At 65.5% G+C, this 15,243-nt stretch carries 11 protein-coding genes; 7 read left to right on the forward strand and 4 right to left on the reverse strand.

Annotated elements, in window-relative coordinates; genetic code table 11:
• Positions 1-123 precede the first annotated feature (123 nt).
• The 4 genes from CLU90_RS13275 to CLU90_RS13290 all read left to right on the forward strand — a co-directional run bounded on the left by CLU90_RS13275 (position 124) and on the right by CLU90_RS13290 (position 6,961).
• Entirely contained in the window at positions 124-1,014 is an 891-nt protein-coding gene (locus CLU90_RS13275) for a phasin family protein (protein WP_100428131.1), read from the forward strand.
• 165 nt (positions 1,015-1,179) lie between these two features.
• Entirely contained in the window at positions 1,180-2,931 is a 1,752-nt protein-coding gene (locus tag CLU90_RS13280; protein ID WP_100428132.1) for an ABC transporter ATP-binding protein, read from the forward strand.
• Complete coding sequence (locus tag CLU90_RS13285; RefSeq protein WP_100428133.1) at positions 2,921-4,729, forward strand: ABC transporter ATP-binding protein; 1,809 nt, start codon at positions 2,921-2,923, stop codon at positions 4,727-4,729. The genes CLU90_RS13280 and CLU90_RS13285 overlap by 11 nt, the downstream gene beginning before the upstream one ends.
• 174 nt (positions 4,730-4,903) lie before the next feature.
• A complete protein-coding gene (locus CLU90_RS13290; RefSeq protein WP_332870865.1) occupies positions 4,904-6,961 on the forward strand; it encodes a sensor domain-containing diguanylate cyclase in 2,058 nt (685 codons plus the stop codon).
• Positions 6,962-6,992: 31 nt separating this feature from the next.
• Here the strand turns inward: CLU90_RS13290 and CLU90_RS13295 are convergent, their stop codons facing one another.
• Positions 6,993-7,301, reverse strand: coding sequence for a hypothetical protein (locus tag CLU90_RS13295; protein ID WP_232731188.1), 309 nt, complete (start codon positions 7,299-7,301; stop codon positions 6,993-6,995).
• A 158-nt stretch (positions 7,302-7,459) separates the two neighbouring features.
• Entirely contained in the window at positions 7,460-8,740 is a 1,281-nt protein-coding gene (locus CLU90_RS13300) for a cytochrome-c peroxidase (protein WP_100428134.1), read from the reverse strand.
• Positions 8,741-8,903: 163 nt separating this feature from the next.
• Between CLU90_RS13300 and acpA the strand changes: the two genes are divergently transcribed.
• A complete protein-coding gene (gene acpA / locus CLU90_RS13305) occupies positions 8,904-11,024 on the forward strand; it encodes an acid phosphatase (protein ID WP_100428135.1) in 2,121 nt (706 codons plus the stop codon).
• A 67-nt stretch (positions 11,025-11,091) separates the two neighbouring features.
• Here the strand turns inward: acpA and CLU90_RS13310 are convergent, their stop codons facing one another.
• On the reverse strand, positions 11,092-12,012 hold the full coding sequence (locus tag CLU90_RS13310) for a hypothetical protein (RefSeq protein ID WP_100428136.1): 921 nt from the start codon (positions 12,010-12,012) through the stop codon (positions 11,092-11,094).
• Between the two features lie 168 nt (positions 12,013-12,180).
• On the opposite strand from CLU90_RS13310, the gene CLU90_RS13315 reads away from it, so the two are divergent.
• On the forward strand, positions 12,181-13,065 hold the full coding sequence (locus CLU90_RS13315; RefSeq protein WP_157808817.1) for a hypothetical protein: 885 nt from the start codon (positions 12,181-12,183) through the stop codon (positions 13,063-13,065).
• Positions 13,062-14,564, forward strand: a complete 1,503-nt coding sequence (locus CLU90_RS13320) for a choice-of-anchor X domain-containing protein (RefSeq protein ID WP_092713780.1) — start codon at positions 13,062-13,064, stop codon at positions 14,562-14,564. Before CLU90_RS13315 ends, CLU90_RS13320 begins: the two co-directional genes overlap by 4 nt.
• A 206-nt stretch (positions 14,565-14,770) precedes the next feature.
• Here CLU90_RS13320 and CLU90_RS13325 read toward each other — a convergent pair whose 3' ends face one another.
• Positions 14,771-15,190: a hypothetical protein gene (locus tag CLU90_RS13325; RefSeq protein WP_092713782.1), complete on the reverse strand. Its 420-nt coding sequence runs from the start codon at positions 15,188-15,190 to the stop codon at positions 14,771-14,773.
• Positions 15,191-15,243 lie beyond the last annotated feature (53 nt).

Here is a 15,243-nt window from a genome sequence, read left to right on the forward strand (position 1 = left end):
ATCATAAAAAGTCTATGATCAGCTGTTTAGCACGCTACCTACTTTACAAAACGCGGCCAACTCTGGTTTTCGGGATTTTGCAGAGCGTTTTGCCAGCATTTTAATCCGTACAAAGGAGTAAATATGTTTCCGCTTCCTGAACAATTTTCCAGCGCCGCCAAGTCGCAACTGGAAAGCCAGCTGCAAATCTTCAGCACCCTCACCAGCAAAGTCTTTGAAAGCGCCGAGAAAATCATCGCGCTGAACCTGAACGCCGGCAAGGCCGCCATCTCGCAGACGGCGGAGACGGCACAGCATCTGCTGGAAACGCAGGACCCGCGCGACTTCTTCAGCTACAGCACCAGCCAGGCGCAGCCAAGCATCGAGAGCGTGCTGGCCTACAGCCGCCAGCTGTTCGGCATCGCCTCGGGCACCCAGGCGGAATTGCTGGCCTCGGCCAAGGCTCGCCTCGATGCGGCGGCCCCTGCCGCCGCAACCGCTCCTGCTCCTGCTCCTGCCGCAGCCAAGCCCGCGCTGGCCGTCGTCGCACCTGCTCCAGCGCCAGCACCAGCGCCGGCAGCGGCGCCCGCCCCAGTTGCCGCCAAGCCGGCCGAAGTGGCCAAACCTGCCGAAGTAGCCAAGGCCACGCCAGCGCCAGCCGCTGTTGCCGCCCCGGCAGCCAAGCCGGCGGCAGCACCGGCCAAGGTTGCCGAGAAGGCCGCCGACAAGCCCGCCGTGAAAGCCGTCGAAGCGAAACCGGCAGCCAAGCCTGAAGCGGCCAAGCACGCACCTGCCCCCGCCGCGGCACCAGCGAAAGCCGCCGCGCCAGCACCGGCCAAGCCAGCCGCGAAACCATTTTCTTCGAGCAAACCGGCCGCCAAGCCGGCCAGCACCGCCGGCAAGACCGTGGCCAAGGCCGCCGTGAAGCACGCCGCTGCGCCGGCCGCCAAGCCGGCAGCCAAGGCAGCGCCCAAGGGCACGCCATCGAAACAGCTCGACATGCTGGGCGGCGGCAAAGGCAGCGGCCGCAAGTAAGCCGCGCGCACGGCACTGACGCAGCAAAACAACGGGCTACGGCCCGTTTTTTGCGTGCTCGTCCACAGCGCGCTTTTCCGCCTTGTTGTATCCTACGCGTACTTTCCGTCCGCGTGCCCGCCCTTCCGCCCCGCGACACCCCATTACTCAAAACAAAAGGTAACCATGAGTTTATCGAGGCTCATCGCCGGCTTCGTGCGTCAGCATTGGCCGGCGTATGCCGCCGCCGCCGTCATGCTGACAGGCGTGGCAACACTGACCGTCTGGATCCCGCGCCGCGTGGGCGCCATCATCGACGCGCTGGCCGCGCACCGCATGACGGCCGCCGAACTGTGGCTTGAGCTGCTGACCCTGCTCGCCGTCGGCGTCGTCATCTATTTCCTGCGCGTGGGCTGGCGCATCACCCTGTTCAAGGCCGCCTACCAGCTGGGCGTGATGCTGCGTACGCGCTTCTACACGCGCATGTCGCAGCAAGGCGCGTCGTTCTACCAGAACCAGCGCACGGGCGACCTGATGGCGCTGGCGACGAACGATATCGACGCCATCGAAATGGCCGCCGGCGAAGCCATGCTGGCCGGCTTCGACGGCACTTTGACCCTGCTGATGGTGCTCGGCATCATGCTGCTGGGCGTAGACTGGCGCCTGGCCTGCATCGCCCTCTTGCCCTTCCCCCTGATGGGACTGGCCTTCTGGCGCATTTCCAGCCATATCCACACGGCGTCGACGGATTCGCTGAAACGTTTTTCCGCGCTGAACGACCATGTGCAGGAATCGCTGTCGGGCGTGCGCACCTTGCGCGCGCTGGGCCTGGAAGAGCGCAGCAGCAAGCAGTTCTCCACGCTGGCCGGCCACGCGGCCAACGCCAGCCTGACGGCGCAGCGCTGGGAAGCGGCGTATGAACCGGCCGTGGGCCTGACCCTGACGGCGGCCACGGCGCTGACCCTGGGCCTGGGCGGCTACCTCGTGTGGCAAGACCAGCTGACCATCGGCGCGCTGACGAGCTTTTCCATGTACCTGGGCCAGCTGATCTGGCCCATGTTCGCCGCCGGCTGGGTACTCTCATTGATCGAACGGGGCCGCGCCGCCTGGCAACGCCTGCAGCCGATGCTCGACGCGCCGCTGGCCATCGACGACCATGGCAGCATCGCCACGCTGACGCCCGGCCCCCTGCAATTGCAGGACATCGGCTTTGCCTATGCGGGCCAGACGGCGCCGGCCCTGTCCGGCATTTCGCTGCTGTTGCAGCCGGGCCAGACCCTGGGCCTGGTCGGTCCCACGGGCAGCGGCAAATCGACCCTGCTGCGCGTGCTGCTGCGCCAGGTCACGCCGCAATCGGGCACGGCCACGTGGAGCGGCCAGCCGCTGGCCGCCTACACCCTGCATGCGCTGCGCGCGGCCATCAGCTGGGTGCCGCAGGAGTCCTTTTTATTCTCCGCCACCATCGCCGACAATATCGCGCTGGCCCGCCCCGGCGCCACGCGCGAGGAAGTGGAACGGGCGGCGCAGCTGGCCGACATCCATGCCGATATCTTGCAGTTCCCGGACGGTTATCAAACGCATGTGGGCGAAAAGGGCATCACCCTGTCCGGCGGCCAGCGCCAGCGCGTGGCGATTGCCCGCGCCCTCCTGGCCGACAACGGCTTGCTGCTGCTCGACGATGCGCTGTCCGCCGTCGACACGGGCACGGAAACGCGCATCCTGCAGCACCTGGAAGAATTGCGCCGCAAGCGCCCCGAGCGCAGCGCCATCATCGCCAGCCACCGCCTGAGCGCCGTCGTCAATGCGGACCTGATCCTCGTGCTGCGCGATGGCCACGTCACGGAAACGGGCAACCACGACGCGCTGATGCAGCGCGACGGCTGGTACGCCAGCCAGTGGCGCTATCAACAACTGGAGGCCAGCCTCGATGCCATCTAAGAACGACCAAGCCACCACCGCCACGCAATCCGTGCGCCGCCAGGCCGTGCAGGCGATCGGCCTGCTGCGCCGCGCCGCCGCGCCCGACCTGCGCCATTTATACTGGGCCACGTTCTGGCTGATCCTCGCCGCCGCCCTCGAAGTGACGGGCCCGATCCTGGGCAAGGCCCTGATCGACCAGCACCTGCTGCCGCGCCACCTGGACTGGACGCGCATGTCGCTGCTGCTGGGCGGCTGCCTGCTGACGGGCTGGGTCGCTTCCGGCCTGCGCTATTTGCAGCTGGTGCGCCTGTCCGGCCTGGCCATGCGCTCGGTGCAGCGCCTGCGCGAAACCGTCTACCAGCACGTGCTGCGCCTGCCGATGAGTTTTTTCGACCGCGCCATCACGGGCCAGCTGGTCAGCCGCGTCACCAACGACACGGAAGCGGTGAAATCGCTGTACGTGCAGGTGCTGTTCGTCATCCTCGACAGCTCCATCGTGCTGGTCGGCACCATGGCCGCCATGGCCTTCCTCGACTGGCGATTGATGCTGATCGTGCTGGCGCTATTGCCGGCCGTGCTGCTCATCGTCTTCCTGTACCAGCGCTGGAGCGCGCCGGCCGTCACGCGCGCGCGCGCCCTGCGCAGCGAGATCAATGGCCAGATCGCCGAATCGATCGGCGGCATGAGCGTGCTGCAGGCGAATAACGCGGAAAAGCGCTTCGGCGCGCGCTTCACGGGCATCAACCAGGACCACTACACCGCGCGCATGCAGGAATTGCGCGCCAACGCCTGGCTGCTGCGCCCCGCGCTCGACATGCTCAACATCGTGCTGCTGGCCGTCGTCATCTTCAGCTTCGGCCAGCGCGAAATGGGCGCCGTGGAAGTGGGCGTGCTGTATGCGTTCATCAGCTACATCGCGCGCGTGATCGAACCGCTGATTCAGATCACCATGCAATTCAGCCAGCTGCAGCAGTCGGTGGTGGCCACGGCGCGCGTCTCGGCCCTGCTGGACGAAGCGCAGGCGCTGGAACACGCGCCGGGCAAAACCGCTCCGGCCGCGCGCCATGCCGTCAACGATGGCAGGACGCCCGCCGTCGACATCGCGCGCCTGACCTTCGCCTACGTGGAAAACCAGCCCGTGCTGCACGACCTGTCGCTGACCATCCCGCAGGGCGCCTTCTTCGGCATCGTCGGCCACACGGGCAGCGGCAAGTCGACCCTGCTCTCCCTGCTGCTGCGCTTCTACCCCGTCACGCAGGGCAGTATCGCCATCAACGGCGTCGCCCTCGACAGCATCGACAACGAGCAGTTCCGCGCCGACGTGGGCCTGGTGCCGCAAGACCCCTTCCTGCTGGCCGCCTCGGCGCGCGAAAACATCGACATGGGCCGCGGCTACACGCAGCAGCAGATCGAGACGGCTGCGCGCGCCGCGCATGCGCACGACTTCATCGCGGCGCTGGAACACGGCTACGACACGCCGCTGGGCGAAGGCGGCTCGCGCCTGTCGTCGGGGCAGAAGCAGCTGATCGCGATTGCCCGCGCGCTGGCCGGCCAGCCGCGCATCTTGCTGCTCGACGAAGCGACGTCGCGCATCGATAGCCAGACGGAGCAGATCGTGCAGCTGGCCCTCAATGAATTGCGCGGCAAGGTCACCATCATCGCCATCGCCCACCGCCTGTCGACCATCCGCGAAGCGGACCGTATCATCGTGCTCAATCACGGCCGCATCACGGAAGCGGGGCCGCACGACGCCTTGATGCAGATCGAAGGGGGCTTGTACCAGCGCCTGTACCTGCTGCAGCAGCTGGCGCAGTAATAATGTTTTGTCAATGCCTGCCGTGTGCACTTTCACAAATTTCCGCGCACCGTATGATATTTCTTGATTGCAACAGAATATAATCTGCTCCAGACAGGTGGTCATTGCGGGAGCGGGACGTTGGCAGGCAGACAGAGACGGGCATCATGGCGAAAGGCGCATTGGCTGCTGGTATTGGCCTGCCTGCTGCCGCCTGCCGCGCACGCCCAGGTCGGCAACCTCGAGCAGTATCTTGCCGCCGTGCGCGACGATGGCCGCTTCGTGCCCGCGCGTGCCCTGGAACGCCTGCAAGAGGTGGAAACGCAGGCGCGCAGCGCTCCCTTGCCCTTGCGCGCGGAATTCCTTACCCAATTGAGCAACGCCCGCATGCGCCTGGGCCAGAACGACGTCGCCATGCAGCTGGCCGAGGAGCTGATCGCCTACGCCCGCATGAACAAGAGCGACGTGGCGCTGGCGAAGGGCATGCTCAACAAGGCCTACATCACGTTTGCCCGGAACGAGCGCCGCGCCTCGCACCTGCTGGCTTTTGAAGCGGAACGCATCGCCAATGGCACGGACGACCTGCCCGTGCGCGTGCAGGCCACCATCAGCGCGGGCCAGTCGTGGGCCGAGGAAGGCAATTTCCCATTTGCGCTGGCCAAGCTGCAGGCGGCCGTCGACCTGGCGCGCCAGAGCAAATCCCCGTCCAGCCTGGCCGCCGCCCTGAACGCCCTCACCCTGTTGTACACGCAGATGCGCGAATACGACAAGGGCTTCGAGGTGCTCGACGAATTGCTGGCCGTCTCCGGCACCCTGGCATCGCCGGGCCGCATGGCGCAGGCGAAGAATACGGAGTACGGGCTGGCGCTCGACGCGCAGCAGCCGCAGCGGGGCCAGCGCGCCCTGCTGGCGGCCCTGGCGCTGGAACGCCAGCTGGGCGCGCGCGGCATGGTCGCCGTTACCCTCGTCAATCTGTCGGACAGCTACCTGAAGGAAGGCGACTACGCGCGTGCCCTGCGCTTTGCGAATGAAGCCATCACGGCGGCGCGCCTCGTCAACGATGAACAGGTGGAGGCGACGGCGCGGCTCAATATCGGCCAGGCATTGATCGGCCAGGGGCGGCTGCAGGAAGGCAAGCAAAGCGTGGCCACGGGCCTGGCCTATTACGAACGCACGGCCAACCAGCCGGAAATGCAGGCCGTGCTGCTGGAATACGGCATGGCGCTGGAAAAGGCGGGCGACATGCGCGGCGCCGTCACGGCGTATCACCGCGAGCGGGGCATCTCGAACCAGCTGTTCGAGCAGCAGCGGCAAAAGGCCGTGTATGAATTGCAGGAAAAATATGAGGCGGAAAAGAAACAGCGCCAGATCGAGCTGCTGAGCAGGGAGAATCAGCTGAAGAGCACGGAAATCGACAACCGCCGCCTGCAGCAGCGCGTATGGTGGCTGCTGGCGCTGGTGCTGGCCATGGCGTCGGCCATCGTCGGCTTGCTGTACCGCAAGGTGCGCCACGCCAACGTGCAGCTGAAGGTAAAAAACCAGGAACTCAAGCGCCAGAGCTCGCGTGATCCGCTGACGGCCCTGTACAACCGCCGCCATTTTCAGGAATTCATGCGCAGCCATGCGGGCAAGCCGCAGCCATCCTATGCCGGCGCCGACGTCGTGGGCGCGCTGTTCCTGCTCGACGTCGATCATTTCAAGCACATCAACGACGGCTACGGCCATGCGGCGGGCGACCTCGTGCTAACGACGATCGCCGAAACCCTGCACGACGTGTTGCGCGAAACGGACATGATCGTGCGCTGGGGCGGCGAGGAATTCCTCGCCTTCCTGCCGGCCGTCGCCCGTGACGGGCTCGACGATATCGCCCGGCGCATCCTCAATGGCATGGCGGCGCAGGTCATCCATTACCAGGGGCAGGCCATCCAGGTGCACGTGTCCGTGGGATTTGCGCCCTATCCGCTGGCGCCGCTGGGGCGGCCGCTCACGTGGGAACGCAGCGTCAACCTGATCGACATGGCGCTGTACCTGGCCAAGGCGCACGGACGCAACCGGGCGTATGGCTTGCGCGGTTTTCAGAACGTGGAAAAAACGACGCTGGAAGCGGTGGAGCAAGACCTGGAACGCGCGTGGCGCGACGGCTTTGTCGATTTGAGCGTGGTGCTGGGGGGAACGGACGGGGTGGCAAAGACAGAGACGGCCGGGCCAGACGGCCAGGCCAGCGAAGGCGTCGCCGCAGCCGCCATTACCTGACGGCAGCTGCGGGGGGCGCTGAAGACGACGATTACTTGTGCGCGGCGTCCTGCATCTTTTCACCGGCTTTTTCCACTTTCTTGCCCACGGCATCGGCCGCTTCGCTCATTTTCTTGTCGGCGTCAGCGGCGACCTGGTCCATCTTGGCGCCCGTATCGGAAGCGGCCTGGCTCACGGCAGCATCGGCCTTGCTGGCGGCGGCCTTGATGTCGGCTTCAGCCTTGGCAGCGGCCGCATCGATCTTTTGGCCAGCCTGTTCCGCAGGACCTGCGGCGACATCGCTCTTCTTCTGGCAGGCAGCCAGAGCAACGACCATCATGCCGGCGGCACATACGGTCATCCAATTTTTGCTTACTTTCATGATATTCCCTTTCATTGTTATCAAAAGACACAGATCAGTTCGCAATATACACCTGCCTAAAATTTTCTAGCGTGCGCTAACGCACATAAAAACAGGCTTTTGTGGCGTAGTTGTAAGCAATGGTATCTTGATATCTTTCAGCCATGTTTTCCCTGTGCCGAAGGGGGAGCCGGATAGCCATCCGTCAGGGTGTGCAGGAAGGCGATCACGTCGGCGATTTCCGCTTCGTTCAGCGCCGGCGCCTGGCCCGGCTGGCGGTCGAACGGCGCCTCCACGTTCACGTTCGCCGCCAAGCCGGGCGGCAGGTCGTCGTATTTGCGCACCTTGCCGTGTTTATCCGTCGGATACCATTTTTGCGGCGCCGTATCGCGCTGCACGTAAAAGCGCAGCACCTGCTCCAGGCTGTCAAAGCTGCCGTTGTGAAAAAACACCTTGCGCAGGGCGACGTTGCGCAGGGACGGCGTCTTGAAGCTGCCGCAGTACTCCTTGTGCTCCATCAGGTCGGTACGGTCCGGGCCGCACAGTCCCATGTCGAAATACGCCGGGTCCGCGTTGGCCGGCAGCTTGCCATTGCGCGGCACGCCGATATTGATCAAGCCGTAATCCGTAAATTGAGGAAAGGCGCCGCCCGAAGTGAGCTGGCTGATGTGACAGGACGCGCAATTGCCCTTGCGTTCATCGTTGAACAGGGCCAGGCCGCGCGCTTCCTGCGGGCTCAACACGGCCTGCTTGCGCAGCACGGCGTCGTAATTGCTAGAGTACGGATAGAAGTCCGACGGGCTTTCCTGGAACACTTCCAGCGACATCAGCGCCCAGCGCAAGGCCTGGCCAGGCTGCTCGAAGATATCCGCGCCATACGTCTGGCGAAACTGCGCCGCCAGGGGGCCGGCCCGCAGCTTGGCGACGACGTCGGCCGCATCGCGGTTGCCCATCTCGCGCCTGGACAACAAGGGCGCCAGCGCCTGCTCATGGCCGGACTGGGCGCGCCCGTCCCAGTTGCGCCCGCCCGTGGGACCGGCGTCGACGCTGTCGTCGCCATCGTCGTCGTGATAGTGCTCGGTGAACGCGGGCGCCGTCTGCAGGTAGCGCAGCGAGGGCGCCGCGCGCGTGCCCGCATCCTTCAATTCCGGCCCGCCCAACTGCACCGCCAGCCCGTTCGGCGGGCCGTACGCGTGATCGGGGCTGTGGCAGCTGGCGCACGACATTTTGCCTGAGACAGACAGGCTGGGCTCGAAAAACATGGCGCGGCCCATGGCCGTCATCTGGGCCACGGAAGGCTGATGTTTCAGGGCGGGCGCGTAGGCGCCCGACAGATAGGCGGGCTTGGCTGCCGCTTCTTTCTGCGCCGCCGGATGGCAGGCGGCCAGCAGGCAGGCGGCTACAAAGGCAAGCAGCAATGTGGAATTCGTTTTCATCATGGGCTGGCAGCGTAGCAACGGCATGTGACGGCTGCGTGACAAAACCCTGCGAAACCTAATGTATCAAGTCCGTACATTACGTCATGTAACAGGCGCCGACATGTCATGGAGCTGACATATTGCCTGCCTAGCATGCGACGTTTTCCACCCAAAAGGCATGCACATGAAACCGCACTCCCGCCCCGTCTTACGTCCCCTGCCTATCCTGCTGTCGCTGGGCCTGGCCGCCTGCGGCAGCAACTATGCGATCACGCCCAGCACCACGGGCCAGGTGATCGGCAGCTACTATGAAAACGCCCAGGTGTGCCTGGAAAGCGCCACGGCCAAGCTCACGTGCGACGGCGCTTCCGCCGCCGTGCGCACGGCGGCCGACGGCAGCTACACCTTGGACGGCAAGGGCGCCGTGCTGGTGACCGTCGGCACGGACGCCATTCGCCATGAAGTCGTCGGCGACGCGGGCACCAAGGTCACGCAAAAACTGCTTCTGCGCGCACCCGCCGGGCACAGCGCCTTCGTCAGCGCCCTGTCGACAGAGCTGGCGCAAGTCATGGATGGCAATGGCGGCGACTTCGCCTCCGCCAGCGGCAAGCTGGCCGCGCGCCTGGGCGTGTCCGAAGCGGGCCTGGCGTCCGACTTCAACAAGGCCAGCGGCGACGAACTGGCGAAACTGAAGGCGGAAAACGCCAGCGTGACGGCCTTGATCGCCAGCGCCAGCGCACAGGCGGCGCCCGCCGACGCGCTGGCCGCCCTGAACGGCGCGCTGGCGCTGAACAATATCCAGACCATCGTCGTCATCTATGCGGAAAACCGCGGCTTCGACAATCTGTACGGCCTGTTCCCGGGCGCGAACGGCGTACCGGGCGTCAATCCCACATCGACGTCCTCGTACGTGCCGCAGAAAGACATCGACGGCAGCACCCTGCCCGTGCTGCCGCCCACCTGGGGCGGCATGACGGCCGCCGGCCAGAGCACCGTCATCACGCAGGCGCAATCGGCCAACCTGCCGAACAAACCGTTCCAGATCGACGACGCCAATAGCGCCCTGTACCTGCCGCAATCGGTGATCACGCGCGACCTCGTCCACCGTTTCTACAACAACCAGATGCAGATCAACGGCGGCGCCAACGACAAGTTCGCCGCGTATTCCGATGCGGGCGGCCTGTCGATGGGCTATTACGACGGCAGCAAGATGCAGCTGTGGGACATCGCGAAACAATATGCGCTGGCCGACAACCTGTTCATCGGCGCGTTCGGCGGCTCCTTCCTCACGCACCAGTACCTGATCTGCGCCTGCGCGCCGACCTACCCGAACGCCGATACTTCGGTGGCGAAAGGCTCGATCGCCAAGATCGACGTCGACGCCAACGGCAACTTCGTGCGCCTGACGCCATCCGCCACGGCCCCGACCACGGTCCTGAACGGCGCGCCCGCGTATGCCAACGACGGCGCGCTGACGCCGGCCGACAGCACGGGCATGTTCTACGCCGTCAATACCATGCAGCCGCCGTTCCAGCCCAGCAGCAACGCGCCCGCCTCGGGCGACAGCAGCAAGCTGTTTGCGGACACGGGCAAGGCCAACACCCTGCCGCCGCAAACGCAGACGAATATCGGCGACCTGCTCTCTGGCAAGAACATCGACTGGGCCTGGTATGCGGGCGCCTGGAAGGACACGACGGCCCTGGCCACGGCCAGCGCGCGCGCCGGCAGCTTCCCGAATCCGCCCAACTTCCAGTTCCATCACCAGCCGTTTAACTATTTTGCCAACATGGACCCCGTGAAGGCGCCCGCCTACCGCGCCGCCCACCTGCGCGACTTCGACAGCCAGTTCCTGGCCGACGCGGGCGCCGGCAAGCTGCCGCCCGTGGCCTTCTACAAGCCGCAGGGCAATTTGAACCAGCACGCGGGCTATGCCAGCGTGGCCGATGGCGACGCGCACATCGCCAGCGTCATCGCCCAGCTGAAGAAAAGTCCGCAATGGAAGAACATGCTGGTCATCGTCACCTACGATGAAAACGGCGGCTTTTATGACCACGCCACGCCGCCGAAGGGCGACCGCTGGGGCCCGGGCACCCGCGTGCCGGCCATCCTCGTCTCGCCGTACGTAAAAAAGGGTCTCGTTGACCACACGCAATACGATTCGGCCTCCATCCTGCGCGCCATCACGCACCGCTTCTCGCTGCCCGTGCTCGATGGCTTGAACACGCGCGACAAGGCGCTGGTGGCCAATGGCGGCAAGCCCATGGGCGACTTCAGCGCGGCGCTGGCGCTGGTGCCGCAAGAGTAAGCGTCGATTCACGCGACAACGCAACGCCCGCCGGGCCTGGCCGCGGCGGGCGTTTTACATGCTGGCGCTACTGGCCAGGGGCCGTATCGAGCAGCGAGCGTTCGAGCAATTGCGACAAGGCCGTGCGCAGCGCCTGCGTGCGCGCCGCCAGTTCCGGCCGCTTGTAGCGCTCGGCCGCGATCAGGCTGTTTTCCAGGCAGACGCGGTCGCCCCTGGCCAGGCAGGCGTCGGCCGCATCGAGCTGGGCGCTCGCCTGCGCCACTTTGACCTTGGCGTCGAGCTCCAGGGTGTCGGGATCGTCGCCCCAGCGTTTTACATAGGTGGCCAGGCGCGTCGCGGCCAGCTCCGGCTTGCCCGCGTCGAGCGCCTGGTTGACGCTGCCCTGCAGCGCCAGCCACGCCTGCGCCCGCTGCTGTTGCTTCTCGCAAGTCGCGGCGGACTTGGTGATGCTCGCCTGCAAGCGCTTGATCTGTGCGGCGGGCGCCTTCGCGCTTTTCAGCACGGCCAGCGCGCTGCGCGCCCCGTCCAGGTCGCACTGCGCCGCCAGCGCAGTGGCGGCCTCGACCTGTTCCGCCACGCTGGCCGGCTTGTCGGCCGGCTTGTTATAAAACCAGATACCGGTCAGCACCACCACTGCCGCGATCCACGTGCGCAGGCGCACGGGCGGGCGCGGCGGCGGCACCGAGCCTTTGCCGGCAAGCTTGGCGGGCGGCGCCTTGGCCGGCGCGGCGGGCGCTGGCGGGACGGGTGCTGGAGGGACGGCCTGGGGAGCGGAGACGGTCGGCACGGGCTGCGGCGCAGGAGCGGGCTGCGCCACGGGCACGGGTGACTGCATGCGCGGAGGCGCCGGGGGCGGCACCACCGCTTTCTCCAGAACAGGCGCTTGCGCCACCTGGCGCGCGCCGCAAAACGGGCAATGCGCCACGCGCAGGGGCAAGGTACGGCCGCAAGCGGCGTTGATGCAAACTTCGTTTACTTTTTCAGACACATTCCAACCTTTTCCTGGAGTCATTCCACTGCGTTCTGCCGCAATATTACCTTACGCAAGCGCGGCAACGGCGCACCCGCACCGTGTTCCAGGGCCTTGACGCCGATCAAAAAGCATCCGCCGCCGCGGCCTAAGCTAAAAGCATCGGCCAAGGACAAGGAGAACGCCATGTCAGCCCACCTGATCATCGAAGACGGCCAGCCCTGGTGGGACAGCGCCGATATCTGGGTCGTGCCGGGCAATGATCCGAATGGCCCGCCCGGCGCGCCCGTTGCCGGCACCGCCAACTACCTGTGGGGCCGCGTGCACAACACGGGCGACAGCGCCTCGAACGGCGTGCGCGTGGACTTTTACTGGGCCGATCCATCCGGCCAGATCGCCGTCGGCGCCGCCACGCAGATCGGTTCCGCCTTTGCCGACTTGCCGCCCGGTGCCACGCAGGAAGTGCTGTGCCTGGTGCCGTGGGTTCCCGTCATCGTCAATGGCGGCCACGAATGCCTGCTGGCCGTGGCCCACGGCCCGGGCGACATCAACCCGCTGCCCGATCCCCTGCCCAGCGGTTTCCTCTTCCAGCCCACCTTGCACGAGCAGATCGCCCAGCGCAATGTCACCGTCGTGCTGGCGGCAAGGCACGCGCAGCTGCTGACCATCGCGGTGGGAGCCCTGCCCCGCGAAACAAAAAAAGTGGAACTGCAGCTGGAGTATGGCGGCGAGCTGCCGGAACGCCTGCTGGCCACCCTGGGACTTGAACGGTGGCAACCCGCCAGGGAAGCGCACCTGATCGCGGGACTGGCGCGCACGCCCCATTGCAATGGCGATACGCCCGGCGAGCAAAAGCTGGCGCTGGATGTGCCGCGCGGCAAGGCACTGGCCGTGTACCTGAGCGTGCGCGCCCAAGCGTTGCCGCCACGCCAGTATGCGCTGCTGCGCGTGCTGGAAAGCCAGCAGGGCAAGCTCATGGGTGGCATCACGTACATCGTCACCGATCAGGAGAAAGAGCAAGCGCAAGAGCAGGCGCAAGAACAGCACAGCCCCGAGGAGCAAGCATCATGAGCGACACCCCCCTGCAGGTGCTGACGCGGCCGTTCGCGATCGAGCCCGTCACCAATATCATGCTGCCCGATGGCATCTTCGACAATGCCATCTATGGCTTGCGCATCGCCGCCCACGTCACCAACACGTCGGGCAGCGCGCTGACGAATGTCACCGTGTACCTGGAAAGCGTGGGCGACCCCGGCATCGTGCCCGTGGCACGTACCTTCTTCTTTGCCAGCATCCCGGCCGGCGCGGCCATGCTGGTGATGTGGGATGCCGACTTCCAGCATGCGGCGCCCGGCAAGCGCCTGGTCAGCTTTGTCGCCAAGGCGGACGGCTACACGCCGCACCGCTCGATCCAGCAGATTTTTGTGTCGCAAACGCGCTTCGACAGCGCCACCAACACCTACACGTGCACGGTCGAGGAAGGCACGCTGGAACTGTCCAAGCCGCAAGGCCACCTGCCCGGCAAGCGCTGGGGCAGCACGGGCACGGATGGAAAAGAGTGCCGCTGCCCGCCAGGCCTGGGGCCCATCGTGCCGACCGGCATGACGCTCGTCTGGACGCCGAACCCCGCCTACGCCGGCACGCATGGCGAGCTGCCGTTTTCCGACCCGTGGTGGAAGATACTCGCCATCATCATCGCCGTCATCGCCGCGCTGGTGGCCATCATTGCCGCCGCGCTCGGCGCTGGCAAGGCCAGCTTCAGCGTGGGCGGCACGTTCGAGGAAACGGACCCCAGCGTGCATTGCTGCACGCCCAAGGGCGCCGCCTCGGGCAAGCCGGAATTCACGGTGGCGGGCGTGGCGTCGGCCATCGCCTCGGGCGCCATCGTTGCCGCCTGCTCGGATGTGGCCGATCCCTTCTGGCGTGGCCAGGAAGCAACACCGCCGGCCGCCGGCGAACTGACCCTGGCCGAGCGCGTGGTGGCGAAGTGGGTCTTGCCGGAAGCGCCGAATGCGGGCCAGCCCTATCAGGCCGACATCAGCTGGCAATACGAACGTTTTACGACGGGCGCCACCTACGAGCATGCCGTGAACGAGACGCAAGTCAACGTGCACGTGGCGGGCCCGGTGGAAACGGATAGCCCGCCCGTGGTCCAGGCGTTCGAGCCATTGTGGCTGCGCGCCAGTTTCAGGCGCGACAATGGCAACGTCTTCCGCGGCACGGAACTGTATGCATTCGTGCTGTTCCAGGCGCCGCAGGGCCTGTTCTTCGTGGAACCGCTGACCGATGATGGCCTCGGTTTCGATCCGGGCGCCAACGACGGCGTGTACGCGGCCAGCCTGGACCTGAAGCGGGCATACCGGACCCTGCTGCAATTCGAGCAGGAAGTCTACGGCACCTGGCGCGTGTTTGTCTTTGCACAGGATGTCAACCTGACCAAGCCCGGCACGCCGCCCGAAATCGCCGCCCAGCACATCGGCGGCATGTTCGTCGCCAGCGCCATCGAAATCACCTTCGACGACACCCTGCCCTGCCCGCTCAAGGCGCGGGCAAATATCATCGTGGTGTAGTGATAAGCGAGGTCATGCGTAGGTCGGGTAGGTCGGATTAGCGTGGCAAAGCCACGCGTAATCCGACAACATTGTTGGCTCCCGTCTGCACACCACGAGCGACTGAGAAAATGCTCAGGGCTAGGCGCCGCCCCGAAGACAGTACTTCAGTACAGTGAGGTAAAAGCGGGGCAGGCAACATCTCCCCGGCCTTGTATCAGCCGCTCTTAAACTTTGACGCTTTCAGCCTTGGCAATGACCGTGCGCGGAATGATATCCGTTGCCGGACAAGTATCCATCGCATCCGAATACGCGAGCCAGCGCTGCAGGCTTTCCATGCGGCGGATGGTGATGCCCTTGCCATTGATGTAGCCGATCTGCTCGAAATTGGCAGGACTGGTGGTCAGTTTCGACACGGTGGGCGCATTGTCGATCAACCGGTCGTAGGCCTTGCGCGCCTTGTGCTCCCACTTGGCCAGCACGGGGTCGTCAAAGCGATTGCTTTCAAAATACACGGTGATGGTGCGGTCGTGGTTGGCGAAGCCGACAATGGCAGCTCCCTTGCGTATGGTCAACAGGACATCTTCCTTGACGCCTGTGACGGGAACGAAGACGGCGGCGCGCCCATCCGCATCCGGCCGCTCCATGGGGATATCTTGTCCGATTATGCTCATCGCATCACGCTCTTAGTCCTGGCTTG

The organism is Janthinobacterium sp. 67, from assembly GCF_002797895.1.
Lineage (GTDB): Bacteria > Pseudomonadota > Gammaproteobacteria > Burkholderiales > Burkholderiaceae_D > Janthinobacterium.

Bases quoted from the DNA above. Each gene is read 5' to 3' on its own strand.
- CLU90_RS13275 (WP_100428131.1), top strand. From the start codon at position 124: ATGTTTCCGCTTCCTGAACAATTTTCCAGCGCCGCCAAGTCGCAACTG.
- CLU90_RS13280 (WP_100428132.1), top strand. From the start codon at position 1,180: ATGAGTTTATCGAGGCTCATCGCCGGCTTCGTGCGTCAGCATTGGCCG.
- CLU90_RS13285 (WP_100428133.1), top strand. From the start codon at position 2,921: ATGCCATCTAAGAACGACCAAGCCACCACCGCCACGCAATCCGTGCGC.
- CLU90_RS13295 (WP_232731188.1), bottom strand. From the start codon at position 7,301: ATGACCGTATGTGCCGCCGGCATGATGGTCGTTGCTCTGGCTGCCTGC.
- CLU90_RS13300 (WP_100428134.1), bottom strand. From the start codon at position 8,740: ATGATGAAAACGAATTCCACATTGCTGCTTGCCTTTGTAGCCGCCTGC.
- acpA (WP_100428135.1), top strand. From the start codon at position 8,904: ATGAAACCGCACTCCCGCCCCGTCTTACGTCCCCTGCCTATCCTGCTG.
- CLU90_RS13315 (WP_157808817.1), top strand. From the start codon at position 12,181: ATGTCAGCCCACCTGATCATCGAAGACGGCCAGCCCTGGTGGGACAGC.
- CLU90_RS13320 (WP_092713780.1), top strand. From the start codon at position 13,062: ATGAGCGACACCCCCCTGCAGGTGCTGACGCGGCCGTTCGCGATCGAG.
- CLU90_RS13325 (WP_092713782.1), bottom strand. From the start codon at position 15,190: ATGGAGCGGCCGGATGCGGATGGGCGCGCCGCCGTCTTCGTTCCCGTC.